16 protein-coding genes and 3 pseudogenes are annotated in these 20,074 nt (G+C 69.6%); 12 read left to right on the top strand and 7 right to left on the bottom strand.

The genetic code is table 11. The features are described 5' to 3' along the window. Window positions 1-270: CYTH domain-containing protein (locus x551_RS08910; RefSeq protein ID WP_036248205.1), on the bottom strand; the 270-nt coding region annotated here is incomplete at its 3' end. A gap of 108 nt (window positions 271-378) precedes the next feature. On the opposite strand from x551_RS08910, the gene x551_RS08905 reads away from it, so the two are divergent. From x551_RS08905 to panC, 4 genes and pseudogenes are all read left to right on the top strand, one after another. Next, on the top strand, window positions 379-579 hold the full coding sequence (locus tag x551_RS08905) for a DUF3460 family protein (RefSeq protein WP_011828756.1): 201 nt from the start codon (window positions 379-381) through the stop codon (window positions 577-579). A gap of 28 nt (window positions 580-607) precedes the next feature. Beyond that, a pseudogene (locus x551_RS08900) lies at window positions 608-1,443 on the top strand (ScpA family protein). A 73-nt stretch (window positions 1,444-1,516) separates the two neighbouring features. Next, window positions 1,517-2,355: pseudogene (gene panB / locus x551_RS08895) on the top strand (3-methyl-2-oxobutanoate hydroxymethyltransferase). 10 nt (window positions 2,356-2,365) lie between these two features. Then, window positions 2,366-3,211, top strand: a complete 846-nt coding sequence (panC, locus tag x551_RS08890; RefSeq protein ID WP_036231626.1) for a pantoate--beta-alanine ligase — start codon at window positions 2,366-2,368, stop codon at window positions 3,209-3,211. Between the two features lie 18 nt (window positions 3,212-3,229). Here the strand turns inward: panC and x551_RS08885 are convergent, their stop codons facing one another. Continuing rightward, window positions 3,230-3,442, bottom strand: a complete 213-nt coding sequence (locus tag x551_RS08885) for a hypothetical protein (protein ID WP_036231624.1) — start codon at window positions 3,440-3,442, stop codon at window positions 3,230-3,232. 228 nt (window positions 3,443-3,670) lie between these two features. On the opposite strand from x551_RS08885, the gene x551_RS08880 reads away from it, so the two are divergent. From x551_RS08880 to x551_RS08865, 4 genes are all read left to right on the top strand, one after another. Continuing rightward, a complete protein-coding gene (locus tag x551_RS08880) occupies window positions 3,671-4,291 on the top strand; it encodes a ParA family protein (RefSeq protein ID WP_036231622.1) in 621 nt (206 codons plus the stop codon). Between the two features lie 4 nt (window positions 4,292-4,295). Beyond that, a complete protein-coding gene (locus tag x551_RS08875; RefSeq protein WP_036248202.1) occupies window positions 4,296-4,748 on the top strand; it encodes a MaoC family dehydratase in 453 nt (150 codons plus the stop codon). 116 nt (window positions 4,749-4,864) lie between these two features. Next, the gene (locus x551_RS08870) at window positions 4,865-5,611 is read left to right on the top strand and encodes a response regulator transcription factor (RefSeq protein WP_011828749.1); all 747 of its coding nucleotides are present in this window, start codon (window positions 4,865-4,867) and stop codon (window positions 5,609-5,611) included. Between the two features lie 49 nt (window positions 5,612-5,660). After that, entirely contained in the window at window positions 5,661-7,490 is a 1,830-nt protein-coding gene (locus tag x551_RS08865; protein ID WP_036231620.1) for a hybrid sensor histidine kinase/response regulator, read from the top strand. A 36-nt stretch (window positions 7,491-7,526) separates the two neighbouring features. Here x551_RS08865 and x551_RS08860 read toward each other — a convergent pair whose 3' ends face one another. Next, the gene (locus tag x551_RS08860) at window positions 7,527-8,084 is read right to left on the bottom strand and encodes a hypothetical protein (protein ID WP_051495665.1); all 558 of its coding nucleotides are present in this window, start codon (window positions 8,082-8,084) and stop codon (window positions 7,527-7,529) included. A gap of 68 nt (window positions 8,085-8,152) precedes the next feature. Further along, window positions 8,153-10,965: pseudogene (polA, locus tag x551_RS08855) on the bottom strand (DNA polymerase I). A gap of 79 nt (window positions 10,966-11,044) precedes the next feature. Between polA and x551_RS08850 the strand changes: the two are divergent. From x551_RS08850 to x551_RS08840, 3 genes are all read left to right on the top strand, one after another. Further along, window positions 11,045-11,407, top strand: coding sequence for a hypothetical protein (locus x551_RS08850; protein ID WP_049820774.1), 363 nt, complete (start codon window positions 11,045-11,047; stop codon window positions 11,405-11,407). A gap of 277 nt (window positions 11,408-11,684) precedes the next feature. Further along, window positions 11,685-12,659: a homoserine kinase gene (locus x551_RS08845; RefSeq protein ID WP_036248199.1), complete on the top strand. Its 975-nt coding sequence runs from the start codon at window positions 11,685-11,687 to the stop codon at window positions 12,657-12,659. A 12-nt stretch (window positions 12,660-12,671) separates the two neighbouring features. Continuing rightward, window positions 12,672-13,490, top strand: coding sequence for a BPSS1780 family membrane protein (locus tag x551_RS08840; RefSeq protein WP_036231616.1), 819 nt, complete (start codon window positions 12,672-12,674; stop codon window positions 13,488-13,490). A gap of 69 nt (window positions 13,491-13,559) precedes the next feature. On the opposite strand, the gene x551_RS08835 is transcribed toward x551_RS08840, so the two are convergent. The 3 genes from x551_RS08835 to x551_RS08825 all read right to left on the bottom strand — a co-directional run bounded on the left by x551_RS08835 (window position 13,560) and on the right by x551_RS08825 (window position 19,123). Further along, window positions 13,560-15,821: a PhoX family phosphatase gene (locus x551_RS08835; protein WP_011828742.1), complete on the bottom strand. Its 2,262-nt coding sequence runs from the start codon at window positions 15,819-15,821 to the stop codon at window positions 13,560-13,562. Window positions 15,822-16,002: 181 nt separating this feature from the next. Next, window positions 16,003-16,503: a DUF1097 domain-containing protein gene (locus tag x551_RS08830; RefSeq protein WP_036231614.1), complete on the bottom strand. Its 501-nt coding sequence runs from the start codon at window positions 16,501-16,503 to the stop codon at window positions 16,003-16,005. Between the two features lie 253 nt (window positions 16,504-16,756). Continuing rightward, complete coding sequence (locus x551_RS08825) at window positions 16,757-19,123, bottom strand: UvrD-helicase domain-containing protein (RefSeq protein ID WP_036231612.1); 2,367 nt, start codon at window positions 19,121-19,123, stop codon at window positions 16,757-16,759. Window positions 19,124-19,196: 73 nt separating this feature from the next. Here x551_RS08825 and x551_RS08820 point away from each other — a divergent pair, with 73 nt between their 5' ends. Beyond that, window positions 19,197-19,997 (top strand): gamma-glutamyl-gamma-aminobutyrate hydrolase family protein, encoded by an 801-nt coding sequence (locus tag x551_RS08820; RefSeq protein ID WP_011828739.1) that lies wholly within the window; start codon window positions 19,197-19,199, stop codon window positions 19,995-19,997. Window positions 19,998-20,074: the final 77 nt, after the last annotated feature.

Genomic DNA, 20,074 nt, shown 5'->3' with positions numbered 1-20,074 from the left:
CTGCGGCACCTGGCCGGCGGGCACGACCAGCGGCACGTTGTGCTCGCCACGCGCCATGCCGTGTGCCGGCCCGGCCTTCAGCGTCTGCACCCAGTGCCGGCCTTCCTTGCGCAGACGCAGCGCGATGCCGGCCGCCGCCAGGCGGCGGTCCGGGGTGTCGAAATAGACCGCCTGCAGCCGCGTGCGCACCGCGGCCGGTGTGGCCACCGCGCGCTCCACGGCGGCCAGCGCCTCGGCCGGCACCTGCAGCTTGAGTTCGATCTCGGTCATCGCGCGAATATGGCACGGCCATGTGACAGTGACCGCCGCGTGACAGCCCGCCCCCCGGGCCGGCCTGACGCGCCCGGTAAAATGCCGGTCGAACTCTGAAGCCCTGCCATGCCGCTGTTCTGGAAACCCTATCGCTCCGACGTGACCGACTTCATCGCCACGCTGAAGCAGCGCGATCCGCAACTCGAGGAGAAGCAGCGCCAGGGCCGCGCCCTGCTGTGGGATCGCCCGCAGGACCGCCAGGCTGCCGCCGAGCAGCGCGACGCACGGGTGCCCCAGCAGCCCTACGTCTACCAGACCAAGGGCTGAGCGCGAGCTGCGCGTGCGCGCGACCGTGATCGGCAGCAACGACAGCGTGGTCGCCGAAGGGGCGGCCCCGACCGACGTGGTGGACCAGATCGCCCTGGCCCGCCTGTACGGCGAGCCGCTGTTCGCGCTGCCGACCGACCTGTACATCCCACCCGACGCACTGGAGGTCTTCCTCGAGACCTTCGAGGGTCCGCTGGACCTGCTGCTCTACCTGATCCGCAAGCAGAACTTCAACATCCTCGACATCCCGATGGCGGATGTGACGCGGCAGTACCTGGCCTACGTGGACCAGATCCGTGACCGCAACCTCGAGCTCGCCGCCGAGTACCTGCTGATGGCGGCGATGCTGATCGAGATCAAGTCGCGCATGCTGCTGCCCCCGAAGCGCAGCGAGGAAGGCAAGGAGGCCGAGGATCCGCGTGCCGAGCTGGTGCGCCGCCTGCTGGAGTACGAGCAGATCAAGGCCGCAGCCGCCCGGCTGGATCAGCTGCCGCAGCTCGGACGCGACTTCCTGCGTGCCAGGTGCACATCGAGCAATCGCTGACGCCACGCTTCCCCGACGTGAACGTCGAAGAGCTGCGCGACGCCTGGCTCGACATTCTCAAGCGCGCCCGGCTCGTGCAGCACCACAAGATCACGCGCGAGGAGCTGTCGGTGCGCGAGCACATGAGCCTCGTGCTGCGGCGGCTGCAGGGCCGCCGTTTCGTCGAATTCGAGGACCTGTTCGAGACCCAGCGCGGCCCGCAGGTGATGGTGGTGACCTTCATCGCGATGCTGGAGCTGGCGCGCGAACACCTGATCGAGCTGACGCAGGCCGAAGCCTTCGCGCCCTTGTACGTCCGGCTCGCCTACCAGCCGTCCTGAGTTCCCCGGGCGCCGGGCCGGCGGCATGCTGGCAGAATCCGCCGCCCCAGCGTCGAAAGACAGCAGCCCGACCATGAGCAGCCACTCCTCGCCCGCCGACACCCCGAGTGCCCGCAAGCCCGTCACGCTGCACACGCTGCGCGAGATGCACGCGCGCGGCGAGAAGATCGCCATGATCACGGCCTACGACGCCAGCTTCGCCGCGCTGGTGGACACGGCCGGCGTCGACTGCATCCTGGTCGGCGATTCGCTGGGGATGGTGCTGAAGGGCCAGTCGAGCACGCTGTCGGTCACGATGGAGCAGATCGGGTACCACACGCGCAGCACCTCGCGCGGCACGAAGGCGGCCTTCCTGATCGCCGACATGCCCTTCGGCAGCTACCAGGAAAACCCGGTGCAGGCGCTGCGCAATGCCGGCACATTGATGGCGGCCGGCGCGCAGATGGTCAAGCTCGAGGGCGGCGGCTGGACGCCGGAGACCGTGAACTTCCTGGTCGAGCGCGGCGTGCCGGTGTGCGCCCACCTCGGCCTCACGCCGCAGAGCGTGCATGCGCTCGGCGGCTACCGCATCCAGGGCAAGGACGAGGCCGGCGCCGCCACGCTGCGCCGCCACGCCAAGGCGCTGGCCGACGCCGGCGCGGCGATGATGGTGCTGGAGCTGATGCCTCCAGGGTGGCCCGCGAGGTGCAGGCCGACAACCCGGGACTGATGACCATCGGCATCGGTGCCGGGGCCGGCACCGCCGGCCAGGTGCTGGTGCTGCACGACATGCTGGGCGTGACGCACGGCAGGCTGCCACGCTTCGTGCGCAACTTCATGGATGGCGCCACGTCGATCGAGGACGCGGTGCATCGTTACGTCGCCGCGGTCAAGGACGGCAGCTTCCCCGACGAGACCCTGCACGCCTACTGATACCGACAGCATGCGCGTCGTCCACACCATCAACGAGTTGCGCCAGGCCCTGGCCGCCACGCGGCCAGCCGCGCTGGTGCCGACGATGGGCAGTCTGCACGAGGGCCACCTGGCGCTCGTGAAGCAGGCGCGCGACCACGGCGGCCCGGTGGTGGCCAGCATCTTCGTCAACCGGCTGCAGTTCGCCCCGCACGAGGACTTCGACCGCTACCCACGCACGCTGGAGCGCGACTGCGACCTGCTCAAGGGCGTGGGCTGCAACCTGGTGTTCGCGCCGACCGAGTCCGAGCTCTACCCGGAACCGCAGACCTACAAGGTGCAGCCGCCCGGCGAACTGGCCGATGTGCTGGAGGGCGCCTTCCGGCCAGGCTTCTTCACCGGCGTCTGCACCGTGGTGATGAAGCTGTTCCAGTGCGTGCAGCCGCGCGTGGCGGTGTTCGGCAAGAAGGACTACCAACAGCTGATGGTGCTGCGCGGCATGGTGCGCCAGTTCGCACTGCCGATCGAGATCGTTGCGGTGGACACCGCGCGCGCCGACGACGGGCTGGCGCTCAGCTCACGCAACGCCTATCTGAGCGAGCCTGAGCGCGCTGAGGCGCCGCAACTGGCAGCCACGCTGCACACCGTGCAGGCCGCGGTGCTGGCCGCCGTGAAGAGTGGGGTCCGCATCGACGCCGCGGCGCTCGAGGCGCAGGCGATGGGTACCCTGCGGTCGCGCGGCTGGGCTCCGGACTATGTGGCGCTGCGCCGCCGCAGCGACCTGCAGGCCCCGGCCGACCCGACGGCCGAGCCGCTGGTGGTGCTGGCCGCCGCCCGTCTGGGCAAGACCCGGCTGATCGACAACCTGGAAATCTGAGGCGCAGCGCCCGCGCCCTCAGCCCTGCAGTCGGATGGCGCCGGCCGCCACATAGCGTTGGAAGTCCGCGATCGGCATCGTGGCGGCGCCGTGCGTGTCCTCGTCGGTCCAGCTCAGCATGGCGTCCATCTCGGTCGTCTCGACCTCGATCGGACCGGGCCGGATGACGATCATCGGACCGTCGCCTTCACGGAATTCGACCTTGCCGAGGATCTGTGCAGCTTGGCTCATGGCGTGCTTTCGAGCGATGTGACCGCATCGTCGCCGAGCCGCCGCCGGGTCGTTAGAAGACAGTCCCGCGCACCGGCGTAGCCGATCTCCTACACCGCCACGGACAAGAGCCCTCCGAGGCACTGTCTCCCGTCCCATCGTTCCGGGCACGCAGGCGGGAGCGCAAGGCTGCCGCTAACATAGCCCGCGCACTCTCCCAGCGACCCGACCTTTGCACAGGAGCAAGCAATGCCCGTGATCGTGGTGGCCAATCCCAAAGGCGGCGTGGGCAAGTCCACGCTGTCCACCAACCTTGCCGGCTACCTGGCCCGGCAGGGTCACGCGGTGATGCTGGGCGATGTCGATCGCCAACAGTCGGCGCGCACCTGGCTGGGCCTGCGGTCCGCCGCGCTGCCGGCGATCACCGGCTGGGAGCTCCAGCCTGACCACCTGGTCAAGCCGCCAAAGGGCACCAGCCACGTCGTGCTGGACACGCCCGCCGGCCTGCACGGCAAGAAGCTCGACGAGGTGATGCGGATCGCCGATCGCGTGCTGGTGCCGCTGCAGCCGAGCATCTTCGACATCTACGCGACACGAGACTTCATCACCCAGTTGCTGGCGCGCCGCAAGAGCGAGCGGGTCGACGTGGCGGTGATCGCCAATCGCGTGCGGGACGGCAGCATCTCGGCCGGCCAGCTCGACAGCTTCCTCGGCACGCTGGGCGTGCCGCTGCTCGGCCACCTGCGCGACACACAGAACTACATCCATCTCGCGGCCCGCGGGCTGACCCTGTGGGACGTGGCGCCGAGCCGCGTCGAGAAGGACCTGGAGCAATGGACGCCGCTCACGCGCTGGGCCGAGGGCCGCTGAGCGCATGCGTCGCTACGAACACCTTGCCGATCTGCGGGCCCTTGTCGGCGAACCGCTGGGCGACAGCGACTGGCTGATCATCGACCAGGCCCGCATCGACCGCTTTGCCGACGCCACCGAAGACCGGCAGTGGATCCACGTCGATCCGCAGCGCGCCGCCCTGGGGCCGTTCGGTGCACCGATCGCGCACGGCTTCCTGACGCTGAGCCTGCTGCCGGTGTTCTTCGAAAGCGCCTACGCGATCGCCGACGTGCGCATGGCCGTCAACTACGGGCTCGACCGCGTGCGCTTCACCGCACCGGTGCCGGTGGGCAGCCGCCTGCGCGCGCGCTTCACGCTGAAGCGCTGGGACGCGATCGACGGCGGCGCCCAGCTCGGCATCGAGGCCGTGATCGAACGCGACGGCGCAGCCAAGCCGGTGTGCATCGCCGAGTCGCTGATCCGCTGCTTCACCTAGCACCGGCCCGCGAAGGCTCGCAGCAGGCGTCGCCGGTCTCACCCGAAAGAGGGCGTATCCGGCATCGCCCCTCCGCTACCATCCTCCGGGCTCTATCCAACGCACGGAGGCAAGCGATGAAGGTCCTGCTGGTCGATGACCACCCGCTCATCCTGTCGGCCCTGAAGGCCGTGATCCAGGGTCTCGGCGACGACGTCACCGTGGTCGGTGCCGGCAGCGCCGCCGCAGCCCGCGCCACCCTCAAGTCCGATGCCGATTTCGACCTGGTGCTGCTCGACCTGCAACTCGGCGACGCCAACGGCTTCGACCTGCTCGCCGAACTGCGCAACGCCTACCCGGCCCTGCCGGTGGTCGTGGTGTCGGCCAGCGACCGCACCAGCGACGTGATCCGCTCGATCGACATGGGCGCCATGGGCTTCGTGCCCAAGCGCGCCAGCAACGACACGCTGTTCGAGGCCCTGCGGCTGGTGATGTCCGGCGGCATCTACGTGCCGCCGATGACGATGGGCGTCGACGGGGGCGGCGGCAGTGCCGCGCCGGTCGCCGAGCCCGACACCGTGCCGGGCTACATGAAGGTCATCGGCTCGCAGGCCGCAAAGAGCGACTACCAGACCACCCCCACGCTGGCCGCGCTGGGGCTGACGCCGCGCCAGACCGACGTGCTGGCGCTGCTGCTGCAGGGCAAGCCCAACAAACTGATCGCGCGCGACCTGAACCTGTCGGTGGAGACCATCAAGGACCATGTCGCCGCGGTACTGCGGGCACTCGGCGTCAACTCCCGCACCCAGGCCGTGCTGGCGGTGAGTCAGATGACCCAGCAGGCGGGCGGACTCACCTCCACCTGGCGCCTCGGCAACCGCTGATCCTGCGCCCTGCGGCGGAGGGCCCGGCCGCACACCTGAAACACGACCCATGAACGCCCTGCCCCCGCTGCCTCCCCTGCCCATGCCGCCCGAGCGCAAGACGGTCAGCCGCGCCGACCTGCTGCCCGACGTGGTGCGCACGCTCTACAGCCAGACGGGCGTGTCGCTGTCGGGCAATCTGCTCGGCGCGATGGTGCTGACGATGATCTACTGGCCCGTTGCGCCGTCCCGCGAGCTGATCGCCTGGTGCGTGCTGTTCGGGCTGGTGTGGGTACTGCGCCTCGTCACGCTGCGGCGCTACGCGCATGCCGGCTGGGCCGCAGCGTCGTCACAGGCCGCGCGCTGGCAGCGCCTGTGGAACGCCGGCGCCATGGCCTCGGGCGCCTGCTGGGGCCTGGCGGCCTGGATGTTCTACGAGCACGGGCGGGCCTTCCACCAGACCACCCTGCTGCTGATCATCTACAGCTTCTGCGTCGGCTCGATCACGCTGATGGCTTCGCAGCACCGCGCGTTCTTTGCCTTCATCTCGCTGTGCTTCGTGCCGACCATCTTGCGCATCGCAACGCTGGGCAGCACCGACAACCTGCTGCTGGCCGGCGTGCTGAGCCTCGTGTTCCTCATGACGACGATCCTGGGTCGGGCCTACCGCCGCACCTTCGACCGCGCCATCGAGCTCAAGGTACGCACCGAGATGCTGGCCGTGCAGTTGCAGACCGAGAAGGCCGCCGCCGACGAGGCCAAGCGCGCAGCGGAAACCGCCAATCGCGCCAAGACCCAGTTCTTCGCGGCAGCGAGCCATGACCTGCGCCAGCCACTGCACGCGATGGGCCTGTTCGCCGAGGCGCTGCGCTCCAAGAGCCGCGGCGACGAGGAGGTGACCCACCTCGTCAACAGCATCAACAGCTCGGTCGACGCTCTGGAGGGTCTGTTCGGCGAGCTGCTCGACATCACCAAGATCGACACCGGTGGCGTCGAGCCGCAGCCGCGCCACTTCGCTCTGCGCGAACTGTTCCAGCGCCTGAAGCTGCAGTACGAGCCGACCGCCTTCGAGAAAGGGCTGAGCCTGCGCTTCCGCGGCGCGCACCACGTGGTCTACGGCGACCCGGTGCTGGTCGATCGCATCGTGCGCAATCTGCTGTCCAACGCCATCCGCTACACCGTCGACGGCGGCGTGCTGGTCAGCGCCCGCCGGCGCGGCGATGAGGTGCTGCTGCAGGTGTGGGACACCGGCGTGGGCATCGCCCCGACCGAACAGCAGCGGGTGTTCGACGAGTTCTATCAGGTGCAGGCGAACGCACCCCTCGGGTTGCACCAGCCCAAGGGGCTGGGCCTGGGGCTGTCGATCGTGCAGCGCCTGGCCCGCCTGATGGGGGCACCGCTGCACCTGGCGTCGGTGCCCGGCCGGGGCTCGGTGTTCACGCTGACGGTGCCGCCCGGCAAGGTCCAGCGCAGCCAGCTCTCCGAGCCGGGCACCGGCAAGCCCGCGCTGGGACTGACGCTGGAGCATCGCCACATCGTCATCGTCGAGGACGAGCCGGCGGTTCGGGAGGGGCTGGTCGTGCTGCTCAAGGGCTGGGGTGCCAGCGTGGAATCCTTCGACACCGTCTCGGCCGCCAAGGCCTGGGCCGGCAGCCCCGGCGTGACGACCCCCGACCTGGCGATCGTCGACTACCGCCTGCCCGAAGGGCGCACCGGCATCGAGGCGCTGACGAGCCTGCGTGCCGCCTTCGGCCAGCCGCTGCCGGCCATCCTGGTGACCGGCAGCACCATGACCGGCCACGAGGAAGAGTCGAACCGCCACGACTTCCACCTGCTGATCAAACCGGTGGCGCCGAACAAGCTGCGCGCAATGATCGCCTTCAAGCTGGGTTTGCGCTGAGCGCCCGATCGGTGCACGCAGCAGCGGGGCGCCCCCTCACTCGATCAACAGCGCGGGCAGCCAGTGCGACTTCGGGTCGGCCCGATCGAGCTGCCGATAGCCGATGGGCCGCAGCGTGCCGCCTTCGCGCGGCGTGATGATCGGGTCCAGATCCACGTCATAGAGTTCGCCGCGCAGACCGCGCTCGGTGAAAGCCAGCTTGTAGAACAGACCATCGCGCCCGCTGATGTGCAGGGCGCCCGGCTTGGTCGCGATGAACATCAGCGTGTATTCGAGCGGCAACAGGTCGTCGCGCGATACCGTGTCTTCGCTACCGTAGGGGAAGTGGCAGAGCTGCTGGCTCGCACCGGCCACGCAACGGAACGGCCGCATCGCGAGGAAGCGCTCGGTGAACCCCTCGCCGGCGAGCACGAAGCGGAAGCGCCAGCGGTCGGCACTCACCGGCTCGAAGCGCACACGGCCGATCTCCAGACGCTCGCCGCCCGCGCCGAGCAGCAGCACGCGCTTCTCGCCGGTCAGATCCTGCGCCCGCAGCCACTGGGGCGCGCCGGCGGTAATGACGAACAACAGCGCCAGCAGGGCGGCCCGGGCCATACGATGCCTCATTTCGTTCACCCAAGGTCTCCCGGCGCCACAGCAGCGTCTAGGTTCCGAGCTTACCCTCAGTGGGCGAGGTCCCAGTTCGCGCCCACGCCCACCTCGGCCAGCAGCGGCACCTTCAGCTCGGCCACGCCGGCCATCAGTTCCGGCACGGCGGTCCGGGCCCAGTCGAGCTCGGCCTCGGGCACTTCGAACACCAGCTCGTCGTGCACCTGCATCACCATGCACGTCGCGCGCTGCTGGGCATCGAGCGCCGCCTGCACCGCGATCATCGCGAGCTTGATCAGATCGGCCGCGGTGCCCTGCATCGGCGCGTTGATCGCCTGGCGCTCGGCGCCGGTGCGGCGCGGACCGTTGCCGCCGTTGATCTCGGGCAGGTAAATGCGGCGCCCGAACAAGGTCTCCACGTAGCCCAGTTCCTTGGCCCGCGCGCGGGTCTCGTCCATGTAGCGCTTCACGCCGGCGAAGCGCGCGAAGTAGCGATCGATGTAGTCCTTGGCGGCCTTCTGCTCGATGCCGAGGTTGCTCGCCAGACCGAAGGCGCCCATGCCGTAGATCAGCCCGAAGTTGATGACCTTGGCATAGCGCCGCTGCTCGCTGCTGACCTCGGCCACCGGCACGTTGAACACCTCGCTCGCGGTGGCGCGGTGCACGTCCAGGCCCTCGGCAAAGGCCTTCAGCAGGCCCGGATCCTCGGAGATGTGGGCCATGATGCGCAGCTCGATCTGCGAGTAGTCGGCGCTCAGGATCACGTGGCCGGGCGGCGCGATGAAGGCCTCGCGCACGCGCCGGCCCTCGGGCGTGCGGATCGGGATGTTCTGCAGGTTGGGGTCGTTGCTGGCCAGCCGGCCGGTCACGGCGACTGCCTGCGCGTAGTTGGTGTGCACGCGGCCGGTGGCCGCGTTCACCATCAGCGGCAGCTTGTCCGTGTAGGTGCCTTGAGCTTGGCGAGCGAGCGGTGCTCCAGCAGCTTGGCCGGCAGTGGGTAGTCGGCGGCCAGCTCGGCCAGGACCTCCTCGTCGGTGCTCGGCGCGCCGCTGGCGGTCTTCTTCTTCGCCGGGATGCCCAGCTTGTTGAACAGGATCTCGCCGATCTGCTTGGGGCTGCCCAGGTTGAAGGGCTGGCCGGCCAGCGCATGCGCCTCCTGCTCCAGTGCCACCATGCGCTGCGCCAGATCGGCGCTCTGGCGCGCGAGCAGCGCGCTGTCGATCAGCACGCCGTGACGCTCGATGCGGCCGAGGATCACCGAGGTCGGCATCTCGATGCGCTCGTAGACCTCGCGCAGGCGCGGCGCGGCCTCGAGCTGCGGCCACAAGACCCTGTGCACGTCCAGCGTCATGTCGCTGTCCTCGCCCGAATACTCGGTGGCGCGCGTCAGCTCGACCTGCGCGAACGGGATCTGCTGCGCGCCCTTGCCGACCACGTCCTCGTAGCTCAGGCCCTTGCGGTCGAGGTGGCGGCTGGCGAGGCTCTCCAGGCTGTGCGGCTTGTGCGCCTCCAGCACGTAGCTCTGCAGCAGGGTGTCATGCACATAGCCACGCACCGCGATGCCATGGTTGGCGAACACATGGGTGTCGTACTTGACGTTCTGGCCGAGCTTGGCGCGCGAGCCGTCCTCGAGCCAGGACTTCAGCGCCGCCAGCACCTCATCGAGCGGCAGCTGGTCGGGCGCGCCCGGGTAGGTGTGGGCGAGCGGGATGTAGCAGGCCTCGTAGGGCTGCACGCTGAAGCTCAGGCCGACGATGCGTGCCCGCATGCCGTCGAGCGAGTCGGTCTCCGTGTCCAGAGCCACCAGGTCGGCCGCCTCGATGCGCGCGCGCCACGCCTCGAAGGCCTCGCGCGTCAGCACGGTCTCGTAGCGCTTGTCGACCGCAGGCGCGACGCCACCATCGGCCGGCCCGGTACCCGCCGGGTCGGCGAACAGCGCGCTCTGCCCTTCCCCGGCCTCCGCCGCCGCCACTTGCGGGGCCGGCGCGGCGGCGGCACGGGCCGACTCGAGCTCATTGCGCCACGCGCGGAAGTCGTTGTGCGTGTAGAAGGCCAGCAGGGCCGCGCGGTCGGTCTCGCGCCAGGTCAGCGTGTCCCAGGCGGCCGTGCCGTTCCAGCCCGGCAGTGCCTCCGACAGATCACAGTCGGTCTTCACGGTCACCAGCCGGCGACCCAGCGGCAGCCAGTCCAGCGCCTTGCGCAGGTTCTCGCCGGCAACGCCCTTGATGGCGTCGGCCGCGGCCATCACGCCGTCCAGCGAGCCGTGCTCCGCGATCCACTTGGCGGCGGTCTTCGGCCCCACCTTCTCGACTCCCGGCACGTTGTCGACCGCGTCGCCGACCAGCGTCAGGTAGTCGACGATGCGCTCGGGCGGCACACCGAACTTCTCGGTCACGCCGGCCACGTCGAGCCGCTCGCCGCTCATCGTGTTGATCAGCGTCACGTGCGCGTCGACGAGCTGCGCCAGGTCCTTGTCGCCTGTCGAGACGATGACCCGCTGGCCGCGCGCGGCCGCCGCCCGCGCCAGCGTGCCGATCACGTCGTCGGCCTCAATGCCGGGGATCTCGAGCACCGGCCAGCCCAGCAGCGTCACCACAGCGTGGATCGGCGCGATCTGCCTCGCCAGATCCTCCGGCATCGAGGCGCGGTTCGCCTTGTACTCCGGGTACCAGTCGTCGCGGAAGGTCTTGCCCTTGGCGTCGAACACGCAGGCCGCGTGCGCCGACGGGAACTCCTCGCGCAGCTTCTTCAGCATGGCCACCATGCCGCGCACCGCGCCGGTCGGCTCGCCGGCCGGATTGCGCAGGTCAGGCAGCGCGTGGTAGGCGCGGTAGAGGTAGCTGGAACCGTCCACCAGCAACAGGCAGGAATCGTCGTGAGCGCGCATGGCGCCGATTGTGGCCGCTGCCCCGGGCCGCATGACCCGACCCCCCGGAAGCCACAGGCCGCGTCCTACAATCACCGTCATGCCGCTGCAGCGCCCCCTGACTCTCGCCCTGCTGTGCTGCGCCTGCGGCGCGGTCCCGGGGCTCGCCCTGGCCCAGGCGGCCGTCGCCGCGTCGGCTCCGGCCGCCCGCGTGGTGCAGGAGAACCAACCCACCACCCGCGGTGAGCCGGCGGTCAAGCGCAGCGTCATCGAGGACGACAACGCGCGCGTCGAGGAGCTGCGCGTGCGCGGTGCCGTGCAGAGCATCAAGGTGCAGCCCAAGGGCCCGGTGAAGGCCGAGTACGAGGTGCTGCCGATCGATGCCGGCCGCGACTCCGCGGAAGGCCCCAGTTCGGCGAAGGGCGGCGCCGGTCGGCGCGTCTGGCGCGTCCTCACCTTCTAGGGCCTGTTAGCGCTATGGGAGGGCTTGCGTGACCCAGGAAGCGGGCGCCATCAAGGCGCAAGGCACAGCCGTAGCTTGGGCTACGGCGAGCATTTGCAACGCAGAGGCGCCCGCTTCCTGGGATCACCCTTCGGGCCGGGGCCGGGCAGGCCACGGGGCGACGTTGCGGCCTCGTTGTGTGCCACGGGCACACGGCCTCGGCCGCGCCTCGCCCCGTGGCCCGCCGGGCCTCGGCGCAAGCCCTCCCATAGCGTTAACAGGCCCTAGGCCGCCAGCGATGGCGGTCTTCACCGAAGTCGGCTTCGACGAAGCCGCGGCCCTCGCGCACAAGGTCGGCCTCGGCCCGCTGAAGGCGCTCAAGCCCATCAAGGCCGGGATCGAGAACACCAACTATTTCCTCACCGCCGAGCGCGGCGAATACGTGCTGACGCTGTTCGAACGGCTGAGCGCCGAGCAGCTGCCGTTCTATCTGCACCTGATGAAGCACCTGGCCGGACGCGACATCCTGGTCCCGATGCCGCAGTCCGATGCCCACGGCGAGATCCTCCATGCGCTGTGCGGCAAGCCGGCCGCCATCGTGGAGCGCCTGCGCGGCGGTCATGTGCTGGCCCCCAGCGCGGCGCATTGCCAGCAGGTCGGCGCCATGCTGGCCCGCATGCACGAGGCCGGCCGAGACTACCCGTACCACCAGCCCAACCTGCGAGGGCTGGCGTGGTGGGACGAGACGGTGCCGCAGATCCTGCCCTTCCTCGCACCGCCGCAGCGCGCGCTGCTGGAGGACGAGCTGGCGTTCCAGCACAGCGTCAGCGCGTCGGCCTCCGACGCCGCCCTGCCGCGCGGACCGATCCATGCCGATCTGTTCCGCGACAACGTGATGTTCGACGAGGACGCCGAGGGCCGCTCCCAGCTCACCGGCTTCTTCGACTTCTACTTCGCCGGCGTCGACCGGCTCGCCTTCGACATCGCCGTCTGCCTGAATGACTGGTGCATCGACCTCGCCAGCGGCCGGCTGCTGGAAGACCGGGCCGCGGCCTTCGTGACGGCCTACGCCGAGGTGCGCCCACTCACCGGCGACGAACTGCGCCTGCTGCCCGCGCTGCTGCGCGCCGCGGCGCTGCGCTTCTGGATCTCGCGGCTGTGGGACGTGCACCTCCCGCGCGAGGCCAGCATGCTGGTGCCGCACGACCCCACCCACTTCGAGCGCGTGCTGCGCGAGCGCATCGCGACGCCCTGGCATCCCGCGAGCCGCTGAGCCCCCCGACCGATGAAACTCAAGACTGTTCGCGCCCGTCAGGGCCTGCTGTGGGTGCGCGCCGGCTTCACCGTGTTCTTCCGCCAGCCGCTGGCGTTCGCCGCGCTCTTCGCGCTGTTCGGATTGGTGGTGTTCGTGCTGCTGCAATTGCCGGCCGTCGGCCCGGTGCTCGCGCTGTCGCTGATGCCGGTGGCCACCGTCGCCTTCCTGCTGGCCACCCGAGAGGTACTGGCTGGCCGCATCGCCACGCCGCGACTGGCGCTGCTGCCGCTGCGCGACCCGCTGAACCGCAACCGCCTGCTGCAGCTCGGCGCAGCCTACGCGGCGGCGGCGATCGCCGTCGTGCTGCTGTCGCATGTGCTGGACGGCGGCCGCTTCGCGGCGGCCATCGAAGCCATCGCCACCGAAGAGACCACCGCCGCCGCCGCCGCCGCCGCACTCGAGGACCCGCTGCTGCCGTGGAGCGTGCTGCTGCGACTGGGCCTGATGGCGCTGCTGTCGCTCGCCTTCTGGCATGCGCCGGCCCTGGTGTGCTGGGGCCGCATGCCGGTCAACAAGGCGCTGTTCGCCAGCATCGTGGCGTGCTGGCGCAGCCGCGGCGCCTTCGCCGTCTACGGCATCGCCTGGTTCGGCCTGACGATGCTGTTCGTGACGCTGCTGCAGGTCGTCACCGCGCTGCTCGGGCTGCAGCAGGTGATGGGGCTGGCGGTGCTGCCGCTCACGATGCTGGTGTCGACCATCTTCTACGCCTCGCTGTACTTCAGCTTCGTCGACGCCTTCGACCTCAGCGGCGGCCCCGACAGCAGCGAAGACGAAGCGAAGACGGCATGAAAAAGGCCGGCGCATGCGCCGGCCTAGAAAGCCCGCCCGGCTTCCGCCGGACGGGCGCCGCGCAGGGCCTCAGGCCCCGACGCGGCCTCCGTCGTCCTTGGTGATCGCGAGCGTGGCCGAGCGCGGCCGTGAGGTGGTGTTGCCCACGGTCGCCTGGTAGCCGGCGTTGCCGGGCCAGTGGCTCACATAGCCCGCCGGGTTGCCGATGGTCGCGGCGGAGATCGTCTCGCCCGGGTGCTGGATGTTGGCGAACACGGTCTTGCCATCGGGCGTCTCGGTGCAGCCGGTCAGCTCGCAGTCCTTCGGTCCGACAAGAAAGCGCTTGAGCGTGTCGGCGGTCGGCTTCTTGCCGACATAGGTGTCGATGCTCAGCGTGGACGTGTCGGCCAGGGTGTAGCTGAGCGTGGTCTTCACGCCGTCGCCTACCGTGCCCGGCACGCCGAGCAGCATCATGCAGTTGCTCACGTCGGTGTAGGCGCCGTCGTCGGTCTGGATCCAGCACAGCCCGGTCGAGCGGCTGAACCACAGGCCGTCGGGGCTGGAGAAGTCCTGGTCCGCGGTGAGCGAGGACAGGTTGATCTTGGACGTGTCGGCGTCGGACTGCGCACCGAACAGGTAGACATCCCAGGTGAAGCCGGTCGCCGCGGGCTCGCCGCCGTCTTCCTTCATGCGGATGATGTGGCCGTTGATGTTGCCGGCCGAGCCTTCCGGCGCGCCGCCGTAGGAGTCCTTGTAGCTGCGCGGGTTGGCCGCGTCGAGCGCGCGCTGGATCGAGTCGGGCGACGCCCCGACCGCCGGTGCCGCCGGTTCGAGCTTGCGCACGCTGTTGTTGGTGAGCGTGTAGTAGATCTCGCCGGTCGTCGGGTGCACCGCGCACCACTCGGGGCGGTCCATCGCGGTCGCGCCGACCGCGTCGCCGGCCAGGCGCGAGTGGATCGCCACGTCGCCTGCGTCGGCGAAAGCGTAGCCGGCGTAGTTCTTCACGTCGAGATTGTCAAAGCTCAGCTCGATCCAGTCGCCGCTGCCGTCGTCGTTGAACTTCGCCACATAGAGCTTGCCGCTGTCGAGGTACTTGTCGCCGGCGGCGATGCGGTTCGAGGGCTCTGCGTCGGCGGCATCCCAGTTCGTGGCCGACACGAACTTGTAGATGTACTCGCCACGCGAGTCGTCGCCCATGTAGACGGCCAGCGGCTTGCCGGCGACCGCCTTGCCGAAGGCCGCGCTCTCGTGCGCGAAGCGGCCCAGGGTGGTGCGCTTCTTGATGGTCGCCGCCTTGTCGTACGGATCGATCTCGACGATGTAGCCGAAGGTGTTGAGCTCGTTGCGGTAGTCGTCGCTGCCGTCGGCCGAGGCGCCGATCTTGCTGATGTCCCAGCGCTGGTACTTGTCGTCCGCACCGCTGGTTTCCCAGCCGTGACGGCTGGCCGCGCCCTGCTTGCGCTTGTAGCGGTTGAGCGCCGTGACACTCTTGTCGCCTCGGGCCGCGTCGTCGCCGGCCGAGCGGGTGAAGTAGCCCTCGAAGTTCTCTTCGCCGGTCAGCAGCGTGCCCCAGGGGGTGTAGCCGGTACCGCAGTTGTTGATGGTGCCGCGCGCGCCGGTGCCGGCGGTCGAGTACAGCGTCTTCGCGAGCGCGTTGCCGCGCACCGCGCCCGACAGCTCCACCGGCGTGAGCGGCGTGACGCGGCGGTTGTAGGCCGAGTCCTGGACGTAGGCCCAGCTGCCACCGGTCTTGCGGACCTCGACCACCGACACGCCGTGGGCCGGGATCTCCTTGTCGGATTCCGATGCCGGACGCGGACGCGCCGAGCTGCCGTTCACGTGCAGGTAGTTGTCGCTCAGTGCCTCGTGGTTCATCGCCAGCAGGCCGCGCTCGGAGCCGTTCGCGTCGCGCGCGGTGCCGGCAGCGTTGAGCCCGAAGTACTCCATGCCGTCGTGGTGGTCGCCGGCGCGCTGGTCGAAATCGGTGTCGCTGCCGTCGTTGGCATAGGCTGGCGTGCCCGCCGTCAGCGGATCGCCGAGTGCGTAGATCACGGCGGCGGTGTAGCCGGCCGGCACGCTCACGGCGTCGGCGGTGCTCTTGGCCACGGCGGTGAAGCCCAGCTTGTCGACCGGCGGGTTCGCGGGCGGCGCGTCGTCGTCCCCGCCACCGCAGGCGCTGACGCTCAACCCGCCCAGCACCACGGCCGCCGCGGTCCCCACGCCGCCGCGCAGCACGGAGCGCCGGCTCAGCCGGGCGTCGAGCACGGCCATGAAGTTGTCGTTGCCGCTGGTGTTGCTGTTCTCGTCATCTCGATCGATGCCGAGCAGAGGGAGATCGACTCGCTGATTCATGTCTGCGTTCCTTGCGACTGCTGGGTGGCGGGCGGGCCGGAATGGCCACACCGGGAAGCCGCAGACGTTAGGCACGGGACATGAAAGCGCGGTGACAGATCGGTGTCGCGTCTGTCACGAGGACGGCCATGCAAGAGCGCCCGACCGTCAGGAACGGCCGGGCGCTCTGCGCCGCCGCGGGTCAGGCCACCGCGGGAGCGGCCTTCTTGGTCAGCATGCCGGCCAGCGCCTCGGAGGCCCAACCGAAGCCCGCGCCGATCGCGATCGACACGATGGACGGCACGATCGCGTCGACCGGCGCCACGCTCTTCAGCAGGATGAGCCCGGCCACGCAGGCGAAGCCGTAGACGCAGGCCGGGATCGTTGCGAGCAGACCGATGTGCGCGGCCAGCACGATCACCGCCGCACCGATGCCCACCGCCACCGGTGCGGCAAGCGATCCGAGCGAACCCAGTTGCCCGGCCAGCATGACCGACAGTGCCCCGACGACGATGCCGAAGGACATGCAGACGATGGTGGTCCGCGCCGAAGCGGGCTTGCCACCGCTGTGGAAGTAGCAGGCCCAGGCCACGAAGGCCTGCCAGATCTGGACGCCGAAGGCCGCCAGCGGGCCGAGGAAAAGAAAGGTCGCGACCACGGCCAGAACGCCGATCGAAATCGCCAGGGCAATGAGCAAGGGCATGGTGAGTCTCCTCAAGTCTAGGTATCGGTATGGAGAGAAGAAGCGCCCGCCGCCGGCCGGCGCACCACCCCTGACTGCCAACGACGAGTGGTGGCGGCAGTGTTCGGATCACCCCCGCCGCGAACAAGCAAGGACAAACCTTTGTGAGCAGCGCAGCATTTGCTTACAAATTGTTCCCGCTGTCTCAGCAGGGACCACAACGCACCATGACGGAGCGTCGGACTGAAGGCGGTGTTGCGCGCGCGCCGCGCTCTCAGTCGACCGGCGTCAGCTTCGCGACGCTCAGCGCCAGCCACTTCATGCCATGGCGGCCGAAGTTGACCTGGGCGCGGGCATCGGCGCCGATGCCCTCGAGCGTGACGATCACGCCCTCGCCGAACTTGGTGTGGAACACGCCTTGCCCGGACCGCAGCCCGTTCGGCGTGCTGCGCGCCTGGGCTTCGAAGGCGGCCGGCGCCGAAGCAGGCACTACGCGTCCCGCGCCCACCATCGAGCCGAGCCCCGTGCCGCGCTGCCACGCGGCCTGGTAGTCGCGCGCATAGCCCGAGCCGAAGCCCTGCAGCTTCGGCGTGAGCCATTTCAGCGCAGCCTCGGGCAGTTCATCGAAGAAGCGGCTCTTGAGGTTGTAGCGGGTCTGGCCGTGCAGCATGCGGGTCTGGCTGAAGCTCAGGTAGAGCCGCTTGCGCGCGCGCGTGATGGCCACGTACATCAGGCGGCGCTCCTCTTCCAGACCGTCGAGGTCGGCCGCCGCGTTCTCGTGCGGGAACAGGCCTTCCTCCAGGCCGGTGATGAAGACCTGGTCGAACTCCAGGCCCTTGGCGGCGTGCACCGTCATCAACTGCACGGCGTCGTGGCCGGCCTGCGCCTGGTTGTCGCCGGCCTCGAGCGCGGCGTGGGTGAGAAAGGCCGCGAGCGGGCTCATGATCTCGCCGGTCTCGGCATCGGGCTGGGTGTCGACCAGGGCCACGGCGGCTGGCAGGCCCTCGGCGATGCGGCCGGCCTGTTCGTCGACCGGCAACGCCACCGCGTCTTTGCCGAAGCCTTCCTGCGTGACGAAGGCCTCGGCGGCGTTGACCAGTTCGTCCAGGTTCTCCAGCCGCTCGGCGCCTTCCTTCTCGTTGCGGTAGAAGTCGGCCAGCCCGGAAGACTGCACCACGTGCTCGATGATCTCGCGCAGCGTGAGGCCGCGCGTCGCGTCGCGCATCGCGTCGACAAGCGCGGTGAAGGCGCCGAGGTTGCTGCCGCCCTTGCCGGCGATCGCCCCCACGCTCTGCCAGAGGCTGCGGCCGCTGCTGCGCGCGGCGTCCTGCAGCAGCTCCATCGTGCGGGTGCCGATGCCACGCGTGGGGAAGTTGACGACGCGCAGGAAGCTGGTGTCGTCGTTCGGATTCTCGATCAGCCGCAGGTAAGCCAGCGCGTGCTTGATCTCGGCACGCTCGAAGAAACGCAGGCCGCCATAGACGCGGTAGGGCACGCCGGCGTTGAACAGCGCGCTCTCGATCACCCGGCTCTGCGCGTTGCTGCGGTAGAGCACTGCGATCTCGCTGCGCGGCGAGCCGTCGCGCTGCAGCTGGCGCGCCTCGTCGAGGAACCACTGCGCCTCGGCGAAGTCGCTGGTGGCCTCGAACACGCGCACCGGCTCTCCGGGGCCGGCCTCGGTGCGCAGGTTCTTGCCCAGGCGGCGCGAGTTGTGCGCGATCAGCGCGTTGGCGCTGTCGAGGATGTTGCCGAAGCTGCGGTAGTTGCGCTCGAGCTTCACGACTTGCTGAACGTGGAACTCGCGCTCGAAGTCGGCCATGTTGCCGACACGCGCGCCGCGGAAGGCGTAGATGCTCTGGTCGTCGTCGCCGACGGCGAGCACGTTGTTGTCGGTGCCGGCGAACATCTTCAACCACGCGTACTGCAGGCGATTGGTGTCCTGGAATTCGTCGACCAGGATGTGGCGGAAGCGCCGCTGGTAGTGCTGGCGCAGCTCGGCGTGGTCACGCATCAGCTCGTAGGTGCGCAGCATCAGCTCGGCGAAGTCGACCACGCCCTCGCGCTGGCACTGGTCTTCGTAGGCCTGGTAGATGGCCTGCTGCGTGCGGGTGAGCTCGTCGCGCACCTCGATATGCTGCGGGCGCAGTCCGTCTTCCTTGGCGCCGGCGATGAACCACGCGCACTGCTTGGGGATGTAGCGCTCCTCGTCGAGCTTCATCGCCTTGACGATGCGCTTGACCGCAGAGACGCTGTCCTGCGCATCGAGGATCTGGAAACCCTGCGGCAGGCCCGCCAGCTTCCAGTGCGCGCGCAGGAAGCGGTTGCACAAGCCGTGGAAGGTGCCGATCCACATGCCGCGCGGGTTCACCGGCAGCAGCGTGGAGAGCCGCGTGAGCATCTCCTTCGCGGCCTTGTTGGTGAAGGTCACCGCCATCACGCCGGCCGGCGAGACCTGCCCGGTCTGCACCAGCCAGGCGATGCGCGTCGTCAGCACCCGCGTCTTGCCGGACCCGGCACCCGCGAGGATCAGCGCATTGCCCGCCGGCAGCGTGACCGCGGCGAGCTGCTCGGGGTTCAGGTGGCGCAGCAGACCAGCGGCTTCGCCCGGAGGCGCACGATCGTTTTCAACTGACACATCCATCCGCGGATTCTATGGAGCCGCGCTCGGCTCCAAGGGTATCCTCGTCCCCATCGTCCTACCCACTCTTCCTGCCATGTCCGACGCGCTGCTCATCGGCATCTCCGCGCGCATCTATCACCCGATCACACCGGTGGCCGACATCGGTGGCATCTTCACCCGGACCCTGCACTACCTGGAGCAATCGGTGGCGCACTGGGTGCTGCAGCCCGACGCGCTGGCGCTGATGATCCCGCCCGTCGAGCGCGAGGGCTTGCTGCAGCCCAGCGAGGTGAGCCTGGCCGACTACGCGCAGCGACTCGACGGCCTGGTGCTGCAGGGCGGCGCCGACGTGGCCCCCGAGAGCTACGGCGAGACCCCGCTGGCGCCCGCCTGGGCCGGCGACCGGGTGCGCGACCGCTACGAGATCGAGCTGTTCAACGCCTTCGTCGCCGCCGGCAAGCCGGTGATCGGCATCTGCCGCGGCTGCCAGCTGATCAATGTCGCCTTCGGCGGCACGCTCTACCAGGACATCTCGACCCAGGTGCCCACCGCCATCGCCCACGTCGACGATGCCCGCTACGACAACCAGTTCCACGAGGTCAGCCTGGTGCAGGGCAGCCGGCTGGCCGGGCTCTATCCGGGCACGCACCGGGCCGAGATCAACTCCATCCACCACCAGGCAATCAAGGACCTGGGCCGCGAACTGAACATCGAGGCGGTGGCGGTGCCCGACGGCCTGATCGAGGCGGTGCGCTGGCGCGGTTCGAGCTATGTATTCGGCATGCAGTGGCATCCGGAATTCATGGCGCAGCGCCAGCTCCATCCCGACCAGCTCGACGGCCGGCCGATCCTGCGCGAGTTCCTCGACGCCGCACGCGCGCGACGGCGCGCCTGAGCCTTGCGCAACGCCCTCCTGGGCGCCGCTGGCGCCGCACTGCTCACCAGCCTCACCCCCGCGCGGCGGCGCCCTGC

The organism is Methylibium sp. T29 (genome assembly GCF_000576205.1).
Lineage (GTDB): Bacteria > Pseudomonadota > Gammaproteobacteria > Burkholderiales > Burkholderiaceae_C > Methylibium > Methylibium petroleiphilum.
This window is presented reverse-complemented; position numbering and strand designations above follow the sequence as displayed.